The sequence below is a fragment of the Dellaglioa sp. CoH-56-MRSF-12 genome, assembly GCF_056782075.1.
This window is the reverse complement of record NZ_JBXAYD010000003.1, coordinates 84711-101043: the sequence shown is the minus strand read 5'-3', so window position 1 is coordinate 101043 and position 16333 is coordinate 84711. Positions and strand designations below refer to the sequence as shown.

Sequence of the window (16333 nt, the reverse complement as noted above, 5' to 3'; positions counted from 1 at the left end):
AACTCACTTGGGACCTGTTTTTGATGTTAAAGCAATTAAATAGACAAAAAAAGTAACATAGGGTATTGTTGAATTACTTACTAAAAGAAAGAAGGTTGAACTAATGACAAAAAAATATGATGTTGTTGTGATTGGTGCTGGGCCCGGTGGAATGACTGCCGCACTCTATGCATCACGTGCAAATCTATCGGTTTTAATGATTGATCGTGGGATTTATGGTGGCCAAATGAACAATACGGCTGAAGTTGAAAATTATCCTGGATTTAAATCAATCTTAGGCCCTGATTTAGCAAAAGAAATGTACGAAAGTTCGACACAATTTGGTGCAGAATATGCATACGGTAGTGTAACCGATATTACAATTGAAGGCGATACTAAACTCATCACAACAGATAATGATGTTTTTGAAACAAAAGCTTTAATTATCGCAACTGGATCAGAATACAAAAAATTGGGTGCTGAAGGCGAAGATACCTTTAGTGGCCGAGGTGTATCTTACTGTGCAGTCTGTGATGGTGCTTTCTTCAAAAATCGTGAAGTCATCGTTATCGGTGGCGGTGATTCAGCAATCGAAGAAGGTTCTTATTTATCAAAATTAGCTTCAAAAGTGACGGTAATTCATCGTCGTGACAAATTACGCGCTCAAAAAATCTTACAAGATCGTGCCTTTGCGGATGATAAAATATCTTTTGTTTGGGATACTAATGTCACAGAGATTGTTGGTGACGATCGTAAAGTAACTGGCGTTAAAGTAACGAATAATAAAACAGGTGAAACATCTGAAATTCCTGCTAGTGGTGTCTTCATTTATGTTGGTGTTAAACCAATGACAACAGCATTCACAAAGCTTGGAATTACTGACGATTATGGTTGGATTCCAACTGACGAAAATATGCTAACAAATGTACCAGGTATTTTCGCAGTTGGTGATGTGCGTAAGAAAGAATTGCGTCAAATTACAACTGCAGTTGGTGACGGTGGTATTGCTGGACAACAAACATTTAGTTACCTTGAATCATTAAATGATGCAGAATTAAGTTAAATTATAGAATAAGCCTTTTGAGGCTTATTTTTTTATTTACTTGACTTTATGTGCATGTGAACATTATAATAATCTAATCCGCTTATGAAAAAAATTAAACATATGCGTAAATTTAAGTGAGAAGAGAGTTAGAATGACAAACAAAAAAAGAAACACAATTGGTGCTGTTTTATTAATTGCGACTTTTGCCGCTTTATTAAATCAAACATTGATGATTACAGCATTACCAAAATTAATCACCGTTTTAAATGTTAACCTTGCAACCGCACAATGGTTAACGACGGGTTATGTTTTAATGGTCGGAATTTCGACACCATTATCAGCAATTTTATATGAAAAATATTCAACAAGACAAATATTTGTCGGTATTATGGTTGTCTTTTTAATCGGAAGTATCGTTGCATCAAGTGGCGCTAATTTTTGGGCAATCTTAATTGGTCGCTTAATCCAAGCTGCTGCCGGTGGCGTATTGACTACATTTACGATGATTAGTGTCATTGCAATTAACCCAATTGAACGCCGTGGCGTTGTAATGGGACTTGCTATGCTTGTTATCTCAGCTGCTCCAGCAATTGGACCAACTTTATCAGGTATTATGATTACATTTTTACCATGGAGAGCATTATTTATTTTCATTATTCCAATCATGTTAATTTTATTAATTGTTGGGGTTTGTATTTTACCTAACTATTCAGAAAAGACAGATGTTAAAATTGATTTTAAATCATTCTTCTTATCACTAGTTGGACTTGCTACAATTTTAATTGGTATTTCAATTATTGGAGACCAATTATTAGTTGCACTTGTCCTTATTGTGATTGGTGTTTTAGCATTAATCTATTTTGGCCGTCGTCAATTAGCTTTAAAAGAACCATTTTTAAATATTCGAATTTTCAAAGTACGTTCATTCTCAACTATGATTGCATTAATTATGTTAGTTTTTGGTATTTTAATGGCAACAGAATTAGTTATGCCAATGTTCTTAGAAAATAATCAACATTTATCAGGAATGACTGCTGGATTAATTATGTTACCGGGTGCTGCAATTAATGCTATTATTTCACCTATTGTTGGTAACCTTTATGATCAATACGGTTATAAAAAAATATTTATATTTGGCTTTTTGATGTTGATGATTTCAGTACTACCAATGTTATTCTTAACAATTGAATTTCCTGTTTGGTTATCAGTTGTTACTTACGCTATTCGATTAACAGGGGTTGGTGCTATTATGGCTCCAGCAACAACAGAATCTTTAAAAGATTTAAATCCAATGGAAATAAATCATGCAACAACATTAACGAATACATTAAGACAAGTTAGTGGTTCATTATTTAATACCGTTATTATTGTTATTGCTAGTATTCCTGCATCATTTGTTGTTGGATACAAATATTCAATGATCTTTATCATGGTTGTCTCAATTGTAATTGGACTAGTTGGACTAATCTATTTCAGAAAAACAAGTAAAGCTTAAGGAGTTTTGAGATGCAAAATATGAATGGAAATTCTTTTTACGATACACATGAAGTTGAGAAATTAACAACAATTTACAACAGAATGATTCGATTAAGAATAAATGATACGTTAAAAGGGTTTGAACTTTCTGAGAGTAACTTTTTTTACGTGTTGTTAGTTTGTGAGTCACCTGGCGTTAGTCAGGATGAGCTAATCCAAAATATTTATCGGGATCACAGTGTTGTGACACGTGCTATCTCAAAATTAATTAAAGATGGTTGGCTTGAAAAAAAAATGTCGTCCGCAGATAAACGACGGACTGAACTTTATCCTACAGCAAAAGCGATTAATAATTATCAAGATATTTTTGATAGAATTACAGTCGTTAATGATGAAAGTATATCGGTGCTTAGTGAAGAAGAAATTAAGCAATTTGAGCATATTTTGGAAAAGGTAATTAAATCAGGAATTGAACGTGAGCGACTTGCTGGAAGAAAGATATCAGAATTATTCTGATATCTTTTTTATTATCCTGAATAGTAAGCGCATTTATTGTATAATAGTAATATTATATGAATGGGAGTGATATTTTGACTTGGGAAGATAATTATTTAACTTGGTTAAATGAAGAAACACTAGACGCAACATTAAAAAATCAGATTGTTTCGCTTAAAAATAATCAAGAAGATTTAAAAGAATCTTTTTACCAACCAATGGAATTTGGAACTGCTGGTATGCGTGGCTTGATGGGTCCTGGTATTAACCGGATGAACATCTACACGATTCGTCAAGCAACTGAAGGATTAGCTCGCTTTATGGATACGTTAGATGATGCAACTAAAATGCGCGGTGTCGCAATTAGTTATGATTCGCGTTACCAATCACAAGAATTTGCGATGGAATCAGCTAAAGTTTTAGGCGCACATGGTATTCCAAGCTTTGTTTTTGAAAGCTTACGTCCCACACCAGAATTATCGTTTGCAGTCCGCCATTTAGCTACTTACGCCGGAATTATGATAACGGCTAGCCATAATCCTAAACAATATAATGGCTATAAAATTTATGGTGAAGACGGTGGCCAAATGCCACCTAAAGAATCAGATATGATTACTGGTTTTGTTCGCGAAGCTGATGATTTATTTGCCATTAAAGTAGGTGATGAGACAGTATTAAAAGCTGATAAAACACTCCAAATTATTGGTGAAGAAGTTGACGCTGCGTATCTTGCTGAAGTTAAAAAAGTGACAATTAATCAAAAATTAGTTGATGAAGTTGGTGCTTCAATGAAACTTGTTTTCACACCACTTCATGGAACAGGTAAAATGTTGGGTGAACGTGCTTTGAAACAAGCTGGATTTGAACAATTTAAGATTGTGCCTGAACAAGCTGAAGGTGATCCTGAATTCCCAACAATCAAGTTACCTAACCCAGAAGACGCACCAGCATTTGATTTAGCTATCAAATGGGGTCGACGTGAACATGCTGATTTATTAATCGCTGTTGATCCAGATGCTGATCGTATGGGTGTCGCTGTACGTCAAACTGATGGTGAATATAAATTATTAACAGGTAATCAAATTGCTGCTCTAATGTTCAATTATATTTTAACTGCTAGCGAAGAAGCAGGAACTTTACCCGCTAATGCCGTTGGCGTTAAATCAATTGTATCAAGTGAACTTGCAACTAAGATTGCTGAAGCACATCATGCTAAAATGATTAATGTCTTAACAGGATTCAAATTTATTGCGGAACAAATTCAAAACTATGAAGAAACAAATGAACATACCTTTATGTTTGGTTTTGAAGAAAGTTATGGTTACTTAATTCGTCCTTTCGTTCGTGATAAAGATGCTATCCAAGCATTAGTAATGTTATCTGAAGTAGCTGCTTACTACAAACAATTTGATAAAACATTGTCAGATGGATTAGATGATTTATTTAAAGAATATGGTTATTACGCTGAAAATACTAAAGCGTTAACGTTTGAAGGTATTGAAGGTGTTCAAAAAATCAAAGATTTAATGACAATCTTCCGTGATGACGCACCTAAAGATTTTGCTGGCTATAAAGTCGCTAAATTAGAAGACTTCACAACGGGTATGGCGCAATTAGCTGATGGATCATCTGAAGAAATCGGATTACCAACTGCAAATGCGTTGAAATATATCTTAGAAGATGGTTCTTGGATTGCAATTCGTCCTTCAGGGACTGAACCAAAAATTAAATTCTACGTGGGAACGCAAGCTGAAACTGATGAAAAAGCACAAGCTAAGTGTCTTGCATTTGAAGAAGCAATTATGGCAATTGTCAACGCCTAACTAAAAAAGTAGTGCTAAATTTACATTTAGCACTACTTTTTTTGACCTTAAATGGGTTACAAAATTTATAAGCAAATAAAACAGTATTTTGTAAACAACTTTTTAAGATTTATTATTTTCTTTCAGGGCTGATTAACTTGTTTAGTTTCTATTTATTCATTTTTTTCTTTTTAAAGCGGTGATAAAGGTAGGCGATTCCAAGAAAGTAGATGGAAGCGAGTAGGGACGACACGGGGAGAACGCTAAAGATAGTCGGTGGAACAATCATTGCAAGCAATGGAAAGGCATAAGCGGCTGGAATTTTAACTTTGAAAAGATGGAGTATACAAAAAACGAGAGGCATAGTGATTAAGGCGACAACAACATTGGAATCGATTACCATGCAGGCGAGAACACCGATCGTTGCTGAAAGCGTCAAGGCAGTAACCTGTTTGAACACCATTTTTGCCGGATACATCGGCTTTTGTAGCACCTCGAAAAAAACGACAAGAATCGGTGGAATAGCGGCCATCAAAGGCTTTCCAGCAATCGTCACGAGACCAACCCAAATGAGTGAAGAAACGAGAAATAAAAGCATAGCCTGATAGTTAAGGTTTGTTTTTTTTGCGTAGTTTTGATCGAGTTTACGGCCTTTAACGACAATCATCTCGATGAAAGTGAAAATGATGATGGCAATGATGAATGAATATTTGGACGCATTAACGATGATTGGCAAGAGACCTGTAGCCAATGAAGGCGCCAGTGCCGATCGGGTTACCACTAATAGAAAGACCATGATGGCGATCATTAGGCAGATTTTAATTGTGTAAGAAATCTCAAGTAAATTGATGCCAAAACCGATAATTGCGGTGACAGAAGGCAGCAAAAAAAGATTAAACGAACGATCTAACCAATTGGCTTCGTGGTAAATCCACAGTCCAACTGTTAACGCGGCGATTTCAGGTAAAATAATTTCTGAATCATGTAAAAGTGACGCGGCTTGTACCATGATTAAAATCAAGATAAAACCGGTTAAGTATTCAACGGTTTTATTGGCTAAAAACTTCAAAAAAATGTCCTCCTTAAATATAAAGCATGAAAATAAGCATAACATAAAAAAGTAAGGTAAAGTTGCGCGACGTGTTCCAATTGATGTATCAAGCGTTTGCAATGTGAATCAGTTTATTTTTTTGTTAAAAGTTGATGATACTTGAATTAACTTTTCCATATGTGGTAAGATTGTAAAAATTTATATAAAAAATGAGAGGGAGCTGTTAATTATGGGAATGCATCAATACCTACAAAGTTTAAGTAATTTAGAAACGTTAAAACGAGCACCAGGATATTTTAAATATGAAGATCATTCGGTAGCGGAACATTCATTCAAAGTAACAGAAGCTGCTCAATTTTTAGGTGATGTTGAAGAAAATGCAGGAAATACGATTGATTGGCGCATGTTGTATGAAAAAGCGTTGAATCATGATTATACAGAACGATTCATTGGTGATATTAAAACACCCGTTAAATATGCAACAACAACGCTAAGAGAAATGTTAGCAAATGTTGAGGAATCATTATCTGAGAATTTTATTGTGAACGAAATTCCAGAAGAATTCCAAGATGCCTATCGTCGTAGATTATCAGAAGGTAAGGATGATACTTTAGAAGGTAAAATCTTGTCTGTAGCTGATAAATTAGATTTATTATATGAATCATTTGGCGAAATTCAAAAGGGTAATCCTGAATCAGTTTATACTGAAATTTATCAAGAAAGCTTAAAAACGATTCTTGAATTTTCAGATTTAGCGAGTGTTCAGTATATTCTACAAGAAATTCTTCCAGAATTATTAACGGAAGATTTCACAGATAAAGATAAAATTAAAAAAATAACCTTGGATATTATTAAGAAATAGAGTACACATAGGTTAAGGATTGCGTTGTATGCTAGAATAATGCATACAAGGTAGTCCTTTTTTGCTTAAAGAATAGGGAGAAATTAATGAAAACGGCAATTGTAACAGATAGTGCGTCATATATTGATCCAAAAGTAGCCAAAGATAAAAATATTATTGTTGTACCAATCACGGTTATTTTTGGGCAACAGACTTATTTAGAAGATGTGGAAATCTCTGCTTCAGAATTTTATCAAAGAATGAAAGATACGGATAAGTTACCCACAACGTCACAAGTCACAATGGGACAAATGCAAAGTGTCTTCGATAAATTAATTGAAGAGGGATTTGATGAAGTAATTTCAATTCATCTATCAACAGGTATCACAAGTTTTGTGGATAATTTACGTGCTTATTCAAAAACTGTGGAAGGAATTACGGTATATCCGATTGATTCTAAAGCAGCAAGTTCAGCAGAAGCCTTTCTTGTATTAAAAGCTGCTCAATTAGTGGCGCAAGGTGAGCATGCAGACACGATTGTACCTAAAATAGAAGCAATGCGTGAAACGGTGGGTATTTTCTTTGTTGTGGATAACTTGAGCCATTTACTTAGAACGGGCCGTATGACGAATGGTGCTGCGTTTGTGGGTAACTTATTACAAATTAAACCAATTCTGACCTTTAATCATGAAGGTCAAATTATCCCTTTAACTAAGGAACGGACAAAGAAGCGTGCTTTTCAACGGGTAATGGCAGATTTTTCTGATGCGATTAACTCAGTTGATTATCCAATTCGAGTAAGTATCGTTGATGCGAACAATCCTGAAGAGAGTACAAAATGGGTCTCATTTATTAAAACCAACTATCCTAATATTCCAGTTGAGGTTAGTCATATTGGGCCTGTTATTGGCGTCCATACTGGAGAAAAAACAATGGGTCTTATTTGGGGTCGTGATTATTTAGTTGATTAAGTTATTCTGAAAAAATAAGTGAGATAACGTGCGAAAGTATGTTCGGTATGCTAATATAATTAGTAGAGAATAATCATTTTTAAATGAGCCTGGGTAGGTTATTCCAGGCTTTTTTTAATTTCTAAAAATGATTGTATTGGAGGGGTTAACTTGATTGATAGACATGATGATGGCGTTTTTGACTTAGTTTCAAAGTACGAACCAACTGGAGACCAACCGAATGCGATTAAAACTTTAGTTGATGGATTAAATGATGGTAAAAAAGAACAAGTATTACTGGGTGCAACGGGAACGGGTAAGACGTTTACCATTTCAAATGTGATTAAAGAAGTTAATCGTCCCACATTAGTCCTTGCGCATAATAAAACATTGGCTGGACAATTATATGGTGAATTAAAAGAATTCTTCCCGAATAATGCGGTGGAATATTTTGTGAGTTATTATGATTACTACCAACCAGAAGCTTACGTTCCTTCAAGTGATACGTATATTGAAAAAGATTCCAGTATTAACGATGAAATTGATAAATTACGACATTCTGCAACAAGTTCATTATTAGAACGTAATGATGTGATTGTTGTTGCATCTGTCTCAAGTATCTTTGGATTAGGTGATCCAACAGAATATCGTGATCATGTTATTTCATTGCGTACTGGAATGACAATGGAACGTGATGATTTACTTAGAAAATTAGTCGATATACAATTCGAACGAAATGATATTGATTTTCAACGTGGTCGGTTTAGAGTTCATGGAGATATTGTGGAAATTTTCCCAGCATCTCGTGATCAAAAAGCTGTTCGTATTGAATTTTTTGGCGATGAAATCGATCGTATTCGTGAAGTTGATTCATTAACAGGTGAAGTTATGGGTGAACTTGAACACATGGCTATTTTCCCCGCAACGCATTTCATGACGAATGATGATGTGATGGATCATGCCATTGAAGGTATTGAAGTTGAATTGGCTGATCGATTAAAAGAATTAAAAGATGAAGATAAATTATTAGAAGCCCAACGTATCGATCAACGAACTACTTATGATTTAGAAATGTTACGTGAAATGGGCTATACATCCGGAATTGAAAACTATTCCCGCCATATGGATGGACGTAAACCTGGCGAACCTCCATATACATTAATTGATTTCTTTCCCAAAGATTTCTTGATCGTAGTTGATGAATCTCATGTAACCATGCCTCAAATTCGAGGGATGTACAATGGTGATCGCGCTCGTAAACAAATGTTAGTAGATTACGGATTCCGTTTACCTAGTGCACTGGATAACCGACCATTAACGATTGCGGAATTTGAAGAGCACGTTAATCAAGTCATTTATATGTCTGCAACACCAGGACCTTACGAAATGGAACGGACGTCAGATGTTGTTCAACAAATTATTCGACCAACTGGATTACTAGATCCAATCATTGAAGTTCGTCCAATTATGGGCCAAATTGATGATTTAGTTGGCGAAATTAATTTACGTATTGAACGCAATGAACGTGTCTTTGTCACAACATTAACCAAGAAAATGTCAGAAGATTTAACTGATTATTTGAAAGAGTTGGGGATGAAAGTTGCGTACTTGCATAGTGATATTAAAACGATGGAACGAACGAAAATTATTCGCGATTTACGCTTAGGCACATATGATGTTTTAATTGGAATTAACTTATTACGTGAAGGTATTGATGTTCCTGAAGTGTCATTAGTGACAATTTTAGATGCCGATAAAGAAGGTTTCTTACGTAGTGAACGTTCTCTAGTTCAAACAATTGGTCGTGCAGCTCGTAACGAAAACGGACGAGTGATTATGTATGCTGATAAAGTGACGGATTCAATGAAGGGCGCAATGGAAGAAACGCAACGCCGCCGTGATGTCCAAATGGCATATAATGAGGAACATCATATTACGCCAACTACGATTAAAAAAGCCATTCGTGAGTTAATTACGCCAACAAAAATTGAAGATAATTCAGGAACTGTTAAAACCTTTACCGAAACTGAATTTTTGGATATGGATAAAAAGGAACAACAAGATATGGTTGATCGCTTAGAAGGACAAATGAAAGAAGCAGCTAAAAAATTAGATTTCGAAACAGCTGCATCATTGCGTGATACGGTATTAGAATTAAAAACACAAATGTTATAAATAGGGGGATATTTCTTGAAAAATGATAAAATTGTGATCCATGGTGCGCGTGCGCATAATTTAAAAAATGTGGATGTCACTATCCCAAGAGATAAATTAGTTGTGATTACGGGACTTTCAGGATCAGGGAAAAGCTCATTAGCTTTTGATACACTTTATGCTGAAGGACAACGTCGCTATGTTGAAAGTTTATCAGCATATGCACGTCAATTTTTAGGGCAGATGGATAAGCCAGATGTTGACTCAATTGATGGGTTATCACCTGCTATTTCGATTGACCAAAAAACAACTTCAAAAAACCCACGATCAACAGTTGGGACAGTCACTGAAATTAATGATTATTTAAGATTATTATGGGCTAGAGTTGGACATCCAATTTGTCCAAATGATGGTCATGAAATCACGAGTCAATCCGTTGAACAAATGGTTGACCGTGTTTTAGAGTTAAAAGAGCGTACAAAACTTCAAATTTTATCACCTATTATTCGCAATAAAAAAGGACAACATAAAAAGATATTTGAAACGATCAAACGAGAAGGATTCGTCCGTGTTCGAGTTGATGGCGAGCTTCATGATATTGATGAAGAATTTGATCTTGAAAAAAAGGTCAAACACTCTATTGATATTGTGATTGATCGGATTGTTGTCAAAGAGGGCATTCGCTCACGTTTATTTGATTCATTTGAAGCAGCATTACGTTTATCTTCTGGCTACGCCACTGCAGATATTCTTGATGGTGATACAGATGGTGCAACAATTCAATTTTCCGAACATTATGCATGTCCTATTTGTGGATTTACAGTTGGAGAATTAGAACCACGTTTGTTCTCATTTAATGCACCATTTGGTGCTTGTGAAACTTGTGATGGTTTAGGAATGAAGTTAGAAGTCGATGAAGATTTAGTCGTTCCAGATCCAACTAAAACGCTAGCAGAAGGGGCAATTGAGCCATGGAATCCTATTAGTTCGCAATATTACCCATCGATGTTAGCCCAAGCTGCAGAAGCTTTTGGAATTCCAATGGATGTGCCATTTGAAAAGTTAACAGATGAACAACGTGATATTGTTTTGAATGGCGCTGGAACACGTGAATTTCATTTCCATTACGCTAATGACTTTGGTGGCGTTCGTGATGTAGATGCATTATTTGAAGGGGTTATTACAAATATTAGTCGTCGTCATACGGAGACTAATAGTGACTTTACGCGTGAACAAATGCGTAAATATATGACCAGCTTAACGTGTCAAACATGTCACGGTTACCGCTTGAATCGTAAAGCATTAGCCGTCCAAATTAATGGCCAACATATTGGTAAAATTTCCGCACTTTCAATTGGTGACGGCTTACCTTTCTTTGATAACGTTAACTTGTCAGAAAAAGAATCAATTATTGCAGCACCTATTTTGAAAGAAATTCGTGACCGCTTAACATTCTTACAAAATGTTGGCTTAAATTATCTGACATTATCACGTTCTGCAGGAACACTTTCAGGTGGAGAAGCACAACGGATTCGACTAGCCACGCAAATTGGCTCTAATTTATCGGGTGTTTTATATATTTTAGATGAACCTTCAATCGGGTTGCATCAACGTGATAATGATCGCTTAATTGAATCACTTAAGAAAATGCGTGATTTGGGTAATACTTTAATTGTGGTTGAACATGATGAGGATACCATGATGGCTGCTGATTATTTAATTGATGTTGGTCCTGGTGCTGGTGAATTAGGTGGTGAAATTGTTGCTGCTGGAACGCCCACACAAGTTAAAAAGAGTCGCAAATCATTAACTGGACAATATTTATCAGGAAAGAAATTTATATCATTACCTGATGAACGACGTGCTGGCAATGGTAAGAAGATTCGAATTACCGGCGCAAAAGAGAATAACTTAAAAAATGTAACGGTCGATTTTCCTTTAGGTAAATTCATTTCAGTTACAGGTGTCTCAGGTTCCGGTAAATCAACTTTAGTGAATGGTATTTTGAAAAAGGTATTATCACAAAAGTTAAATCGAAATTCTGAAAAACCAGGTAAATATAAATCAGTTTCTGGTGTTCAAAATATTGAAAGTGTTATTAATATTGATCAAAGTCCAATTGGTCGAACACCGAGAAGTAATCCCGCAACTTATACAGGCGTCTTCGATAATATTCGTGATTTATTTGCGGAAACTAACGAAGCAAAATTACGTGGTTATAAAAAAGGTCGTTTTAGTTTTAATGTCAAAGGTGGACGTTGTGAAGCCTGCAAAGGTGACGGGATTATTAAAATAGAAATGAATTTCCTACCAGATGTCTATGTGCCATGTGAAATTTGTCACGGGGCACGCTATAACTCTGAAACACTTGAAGTGACTTACAAAGGTAAGACAATCTCTGATATTTTAGATTTAAAAGTTGGCGAAGCTTTGAAATTCTTCGAACCAATTCCTAAAATCAGACGTAAACTGCAGACAATTGTTGATGTTGGTTTGGGCTATGTTTCGTTAGGCCAATCGGCAACAACATTATCAGGTGGTGAAGCGCAACGGATGAAGTTAGCTTCTGAATTACATCGTCAATCAAATGGTAAGAGTTTTTATATTCTTGATGAACCAACAACTGGTTTGCATACAGATGACATTAAACGCCTACTTAGCGTTTTAAATCGTTTGGTTGATGCGGGTAACACAGTCTTGGTTATTGAACATAACTTAGATGTGATTAAAACATCTGACTATTTAATTGATTTAGGTCCAGAAGGCGGCGAAGGTGGCGGAACGATTCTTGCGACTGGAACACCAGAAGAAATTGCTGAAGTGCCTGAAAGTTATACGGGACACTATTTAAAACCAATCTTAGAACGTGATCGTGCGAGAATGAATAAATAAATTAAGAAGTCAGATGAAAATCTGGCTTTTTTTTATTCCTTTTTTTTTAAAAAGTGTTAACTTTAAAGAAGACATAAAATAAATTGGAGGAACGGCTGACCATGGGCAATAACTATAAGAGTGTTTTTGATATTATTGGACCTGTTATGATCGGACCATCTAGTTCACATACAGCTGGTGCCGCTAAAATCGGTAAGGTTGGATTTCAATTATTTAATGGGAGAATCACTAAATTAAAAGTTCGCTATTATGAATCATTCGCAAAAACACATCGCGGGCACGGGACTGATTTTGCGACCGTTGCTGGGGTATTAGGCTTTGAACCTGATGATGTCCGTTGCCCACAGTCAATTCAGATTGCGGAAAAAATGGGGATTGAGATTCAGTTTATTGAAGATGCACACCCAAGTCCAATTAACCATCCGAATAGTGTTAAATTAACGATTGAAAATGAGACAAAAAAAATCGAATTAATGGGTTGCTCAATTGGTGGTGGCACAATTGAAATTAGGGCTTTCACTATAAAAAAACAACAATTTTTTCCAAAGGGTAGTTTACCGATACTAGTGTTGGAAGCTAATCCAGTAAATAAAAATAAAATTCAAAAACAAATCGAAAAATCGACAACTATTGTTATGCAAAGTGAATCTGAGTTAATGCCAGAGGATATTATGTATGAATATGATTTATCCAAGAATATTACTGAGACTGATATTAAGCAACTGCGATTATTAACGCACAATCTCATTTATTTAAAATAGGAGGTTCCATCTTGTATAAAAGTATTGCTGAGTTAGTTTCAACTGCTAATAAAGAACACAAATTAGTTTCAGAATTAATGATTGAACAAGAAATGGCGCAATCAAGTGAAACTAGAGACGTTATCATTGAAAAAATGTCTGCTAATCTTGAAGTGATGAAGCAAGCGATTGAAAAGGGATCAAATGGTGAAGGCGTTTCTTCAGCAACGGGATTAACGGGTGGAGATGCGGTCTTACTACGGAAATATCGTGAGAAAGGGCACTCTTTATCTGGGGATGCTAACTTAGAGGCGATGCAATATGCAATTGCGACTAATGAAGTCAATGCTTCGATGGGACTTATTTGTGCGACACCGACTGCAGGTTCATCTGGAACGTTGCCTGGGGTTATTTTCATGATACAAAAACGATTAAATTTATCACATGAAAAGATGTTACAAGCTTTATTTACGTCAAGTGCCTTTGGAATGATCGTGGCAAATAATGCCATGATTGCCGGAGCGACTGGTGGCTGTCAGGCAGAAGTCGGCAGTGCATCAGCAATGGCAGCAGCTGCCGCCGTTGAGGTTACTGGTGGAACGCCGGAACAATGTGCAGAGGCTTTTGCGATGGGACTTAGTAATTTATTGGGACTGGTTTGTGATCCAGTTGCTGGATTAGTTGAAATTCCATGTATCAAGCGAAATGCAATAGGAGCCGTGAATGCTTTAACGGCAGCAGATATGGCACTTGCTGGATTATCTAACAAAGTACCAGCTGATGAAGTTATTATGGCTATGAAAGACATTGGCGAACGTATGCCGAGCTCGCTTAGAGAAACTGGGATTGGTGGATTAGCTAGTACACCAACGGGCCAAGCAATTAAAATGAAAATATTTGGTGAAACGATATAGGGTTGGAAACAACTCTTTTTTTGTGCGCAGATACAAAAGAAACACCAGGTATGTTATAATAATTATAGTAGATTTGGAGGAATGAATATGACAGATACGTTAGAGCTAGTTGTAATTACAGGGATGAGTGGGGCCGGTAAGACGGTCGCAATGCAAAGTTTTGAAGATTTAGGTTATTTTTGTATTGATAACTTACCACCAACTTTATTACCTAAGTTCTGGGAGTTGGTAAAAGAGTCAGGTAAAATTTCAAAAATTGCCCTTGTTATGGATTTAAGATCAAGAGCTTTTTATGATGAAATTATCGAAATGTTATCAGGATTTGATAACACTGAATTTGTAACCACTAAAATTGTCTTTCTTGACGCATCAGATGCAGAATTAGTTTCTCGTTACAAAGAAACAAGACGTGCGCATCCGTTAGCAATGGAAGGCCGTCTGATGGATGGCATTGAAAAAGAACGTGACTTATTAAATGATATTAAAACACAAGCACAATTAGTGATTAATACGACTAATTTGTCACCACGTCAGTTACGTGAAGAGATTTTTCATAATTTTGAAACCAGAGAAACAGCTAATTTTCATGTTGAAGTCTTATCATTCGGATTTAAATATGGCCTACCTATCGATGCAGATATCGTGATGGATGTCCGTTTCTTACCTAACCCACACTATATTCCAGAATTAAAACCACAAACTGGCTTAGATAAGGCAGTTTATGATTATGTGATGAAACAACCAGCTACAGAAGGTTTTTATACCAAATTTGAATCGTTAATTGAGTCAATTTTACCTGGCTACGAAGCTGAAGGTAAAACCAATTTAACGATTGCGATTGGCTGTACTGGTGGACAACATCGCTCAGTTGCTTTAGCTAAAAGATTGAGTGAAGAATTGAAAATTAACTATCCGGTGAACGTTACACACCGTGATATTAATAAAAGTAAAGAATCGGTCAATCGATCATGACGAGAAGTGGACATAGACCTAAGATAGTCGTTATTGGTGGCGGAACAGGGCTACCCGTTATTTTAAAAAGTTTAAGAGATAAAAATGCTGATATCACGGCGATTGTAACGGTTGCTGATGATGGTGGTTCGTCAGGTATTATCAGAGATTACGTGAATGTTGTGCCGCCTGGTGATATTCGTAATGTTATTGCCGCATTATCTGAGTTACCAGAAATATATTTAGATATATTCCAGTATCGGTTTGATACGTCCGATCGATTTTTTGCAGGACATGCGATTGGTAATTTAATTATTGCAGCACTAACTGAAATGAAAAATGGTGTTTTTGCTTCTGTCCAAGAATTATCAGAAATGATGAGAGTTGATGGACATGTCTATCCCGTTGCGGATGAACCGTTAGTATTAAATGCAGAATTTTCTGATGGCACTTTTTTAGCGGGGGAAGCAGAAATAACTGCCGCTAGAAAATCAATTAAGCGTGTTTGGGTAACCTCAAGTGAAAAAAGTGAAACTAGTGTGCCAGAAGCTGTACCAGAAGTTGTTCAAGCTATTCTTGAAGCAGACCAAATTGTCCTTGGACCTGGGAGTTTGTTCACAAGTATTTTGCCTAATTTAGTTATTGGTAATGTGGGTAAGGCACTGTCTGAAACAAAAGCAGAAGTTGTTTATATCTGTAATATTATGACGCAAAAGGGTGAAACAGAACATTTTACTGATGCTGATCATGTGCGTATTTTGAATGGGCACCTAGGTAAATGTTTTGTGAATACAGTGCTTGTGAATACGGCACCGGTTCCTGAAGGTTATATGGATAAAGAAAAATATGATGAGAATTTAATTCAAGTTGAACATGACTTTAATGGATTAAGGGAACAACATTGTCGAGTGATTTCATCTAACTTCTTAAAATTAAAAGATCAAGGTGTCTTCCATGATGGCAATAAAGTCGTTGAAGAATTAATCCGTTTAGTTGGTCGACCAAATCGCGAATTAAGACATAGAAAGACTATTTAGTACAGA

General features: G+C 35.9%; 13 protein-coding genes. 12 read left to right on the top strand and 1 reads right to left on the bottom strand.

The genetic code is table 11. The features are described from left to right. Positions 1-103: 103 nt before the first annotated feature. The 4 genes from trxB (at position 104) to AC1RPY_RS04155 (ending at position 4818) form a co-directional block, all read left to right on the top strand. Positions 104-1042, top strand: a complete 939-nt coding sequence (trxB, locus tag AC1RPY_RS04170) for a thioredoxin-disulfide reductase (protein WP_481761487.1) — start codon at positions 104-106, stop codon at positions 1040-1042. Between the two features lie 133 nt (positions 1043-1175). After that, positions 1176-2519, top strand: a complete 1344-nt coding sequence (locus AC1RPY_RS04165) for a DHA2 family efflux MFS transporter permease subunit (protein ID WP_481761486.1) — start codon at positions 1176-1178, stop codon at positions 2517-2519. Positions 2520-2530: 11 nt separating this feature from the next. Beyond that, positions 2531-3016, top strand: coding sequence for a MarR family winged helix-turn-helix transcriptional regulator (locus tag AC1RPY_RS04160; protein ID WP_481761485.1), 486 nt, complete (start codon positions 2531-2533; stop codon positions 3014-3016). Positions 3017-3090: 74 nt separating this feature from the next. After that, positions 3091-4818: a phospho-sugar mutase gene (locus AC1RPY_RS04155; RefSeq protein WP_481761626.1), complete on the top strand. Its 1728-nt coding sequence runs from the start codon at positions 3091-3093 to the stop codon at positions 4816-4818. Positions 4819-4966: 148 nt separating this feature from the next. Here the strand turns inward: AC1RPY_RS04155 and AC1RPY_RS04150 are convergent, their stop codons facing one another. After that, positions 4967-5866, bottom strand: coding sequence for a hypothetical protein (locus tag AC1RPY_RS04150; protein WP_481761483.1), 900 nt, complete (start codon positions 5864-5866; stop codon positions 4967-4969). A gap of 211 nt (positions 5867-6077) precedes the next feature. Between AC1RPY_RS04150 and AC1RPY_RS04145 the strand changes: the two genes are divergently transcribed. From AC1RPY_RS04145 to AC1RPY_RS04110, 8 genes are all read left to right on the top strand, one after another. Continuing rightward, positions 6078-6710: a YfbR-like 5'-deoxynucleotidase gene (locus AC1RPY_RS04145; protein WP_409022185.1), complete on the top strand. Its 633-nt coding sequence runs from the start codon at positions 6078-6080 to the stop codon at positions 6708-6710. An 86-nt stretch (positions 6711-6796) separates the two neighbouring features. Then, entirely contained in the window at positions 6797-7660 is an 864-nt protein-coding gene (locus tag AC1RPY_RS04140) for a DegV family protein (RefSeq protein ID WP_481761482.1), read from the top strand. A 150-nt stretch (positions 7661-7810) separates the two neighbouring features. Continuing rightward, the gene (gene uvrB, locus AC1RPY_RS04135) at positions 7811-9814 is read left to right on the top strand and encodes an excinuclease ABC subunit UvrB (RefSeq protein WP_481761481.1); all 2004 of its coding nucleotides are present in this window, start codon (positions 7811-7813) and stop codon (positions 9812-9814) included. A 15-nt stretch (positions 9815-9829) separates the two neighbouring features. Beyond that, positions 9830-12685, top strand: coding sequence for an excinuclease ABC subunit UvrA (gene uvrA / locus AC1RPY_RS04130; RefSeq protein ID WP_481761480.1), 2856 nt, complete (start codon positions 9830-9832; stop codon positions 12683-12685). 101 nt (positions 12686-12786) lie between these two features. Continuing rightward, positions 12787-13446 (top strand): serine dehydratase beta chain, encoded by a 660-nt coding sequence (locus AC1RPY_RS04125; protein WP_481761479.1) that lies wholly within the window; start codon positions 12787-12789, stop codon positions 13444-13446. 11 nt (positions 13447-13457) lie between these two features. Continuing rightward, positions 13458-14339: an L-serine ammonia-lyase, iron-sulfur-dependent, subunit alpha gene (sdaAA, locus tag AC1RPY_RS04120; protein WP_481761478.1), complete on the top strand. Its 882-nt coding sequence runs from the start codon at positions 13458-13460 to the stop codon at positions 14337-14339. Between the two features lie 87 nt (positions 14340-14426). Next, complete coding sequence (rapZ, locus tag AC1RPY_RS04115; protein ID WP_481761477.1) at positions 14427-15311, top strand: RNase adapter RapZ; 885 nt, start codon at positions 14427-14429, stop codon at positions 15309-15311. Further along, positions 15308-16327 carry a gluconeogenesis factor YvcK family protein gene (locus AC1RPY_RS04110; protein ID WP_409022192.1) on the top strand — a complete coding sequence of 340 codons (1020 nt, stop codon included), beginning with the start codon at positions 15308-15310 and terminating at the stop codon, positions 16325-16327. Before rapZ ends, AC1RPY_RS04110 begins: the two co-directional genes overlap by 4 nt. The last annotated feature ends 6 nt before the right edge of the window (positions 16328-16333 follow it).

What these genes read in the sequence shown, in the direction of transcription:
- trxB (WP_481761487.1), top strand. Translation starts at nt 104, where the DNA reads ATGACAAAAAAATATGATGTTGTTGTGATTGGTGCTGGGCCCGGTGGA.
- AC1RPY_RS04165 (WP_481761486.1), top strand. Translation starts at nt 1,176, where the DNA reads ATGACAAACAAAAAAAGAAACACAATTGGTGCTGTTTTATTAATTGCG.
- AC1RPY_RS04160 (WP_481761485.1), top strand. Translation starts at nt 2,531, where the DNA reads ATGCAAAATATGAATGGAAATTCTTTTTACGATACACATGAAGTTGAG.
- AC1RPY_RS04145 (WP_409022185.1), top strand. Translation starts at nt 6,078, where the DNA reads ATGGGAATGCATCAATACCTACAAAGTTTAAGTAATTTAGAAACGTTA.
- AC1RPY_RS04140 (WP_481761482.1), top strand. Translation starts at nt 6,797, where the DNA reads ATGAAAACGGCAATTGTAACAGATAGTGCGTCATATATTGATCCAAAA.
- AC1RPY_RS04125 (WP_481761479.1), top strand. Translation starts at nt 12,787, where the DNA reads ATGGGCAATAACTATAAGAGTGTTTTTGATATTATTGGACCTGTTATG.
- rapZ (WP_481761477.1), top strand. Translation starts at nt 14,427, where the DNA reads ATGACAGATACGTTAGAGCTAGTTGTAATTACAGGGATGAGTGGGGCC.
- AC1RPY_RS04110 (WP_409022192.1), top strand. Translation starts at nt 15,308, where the DNA reads ATGACGAGAAGTGGACATAGACCTAAGATAGTCGTTATTGGTGGCGGA.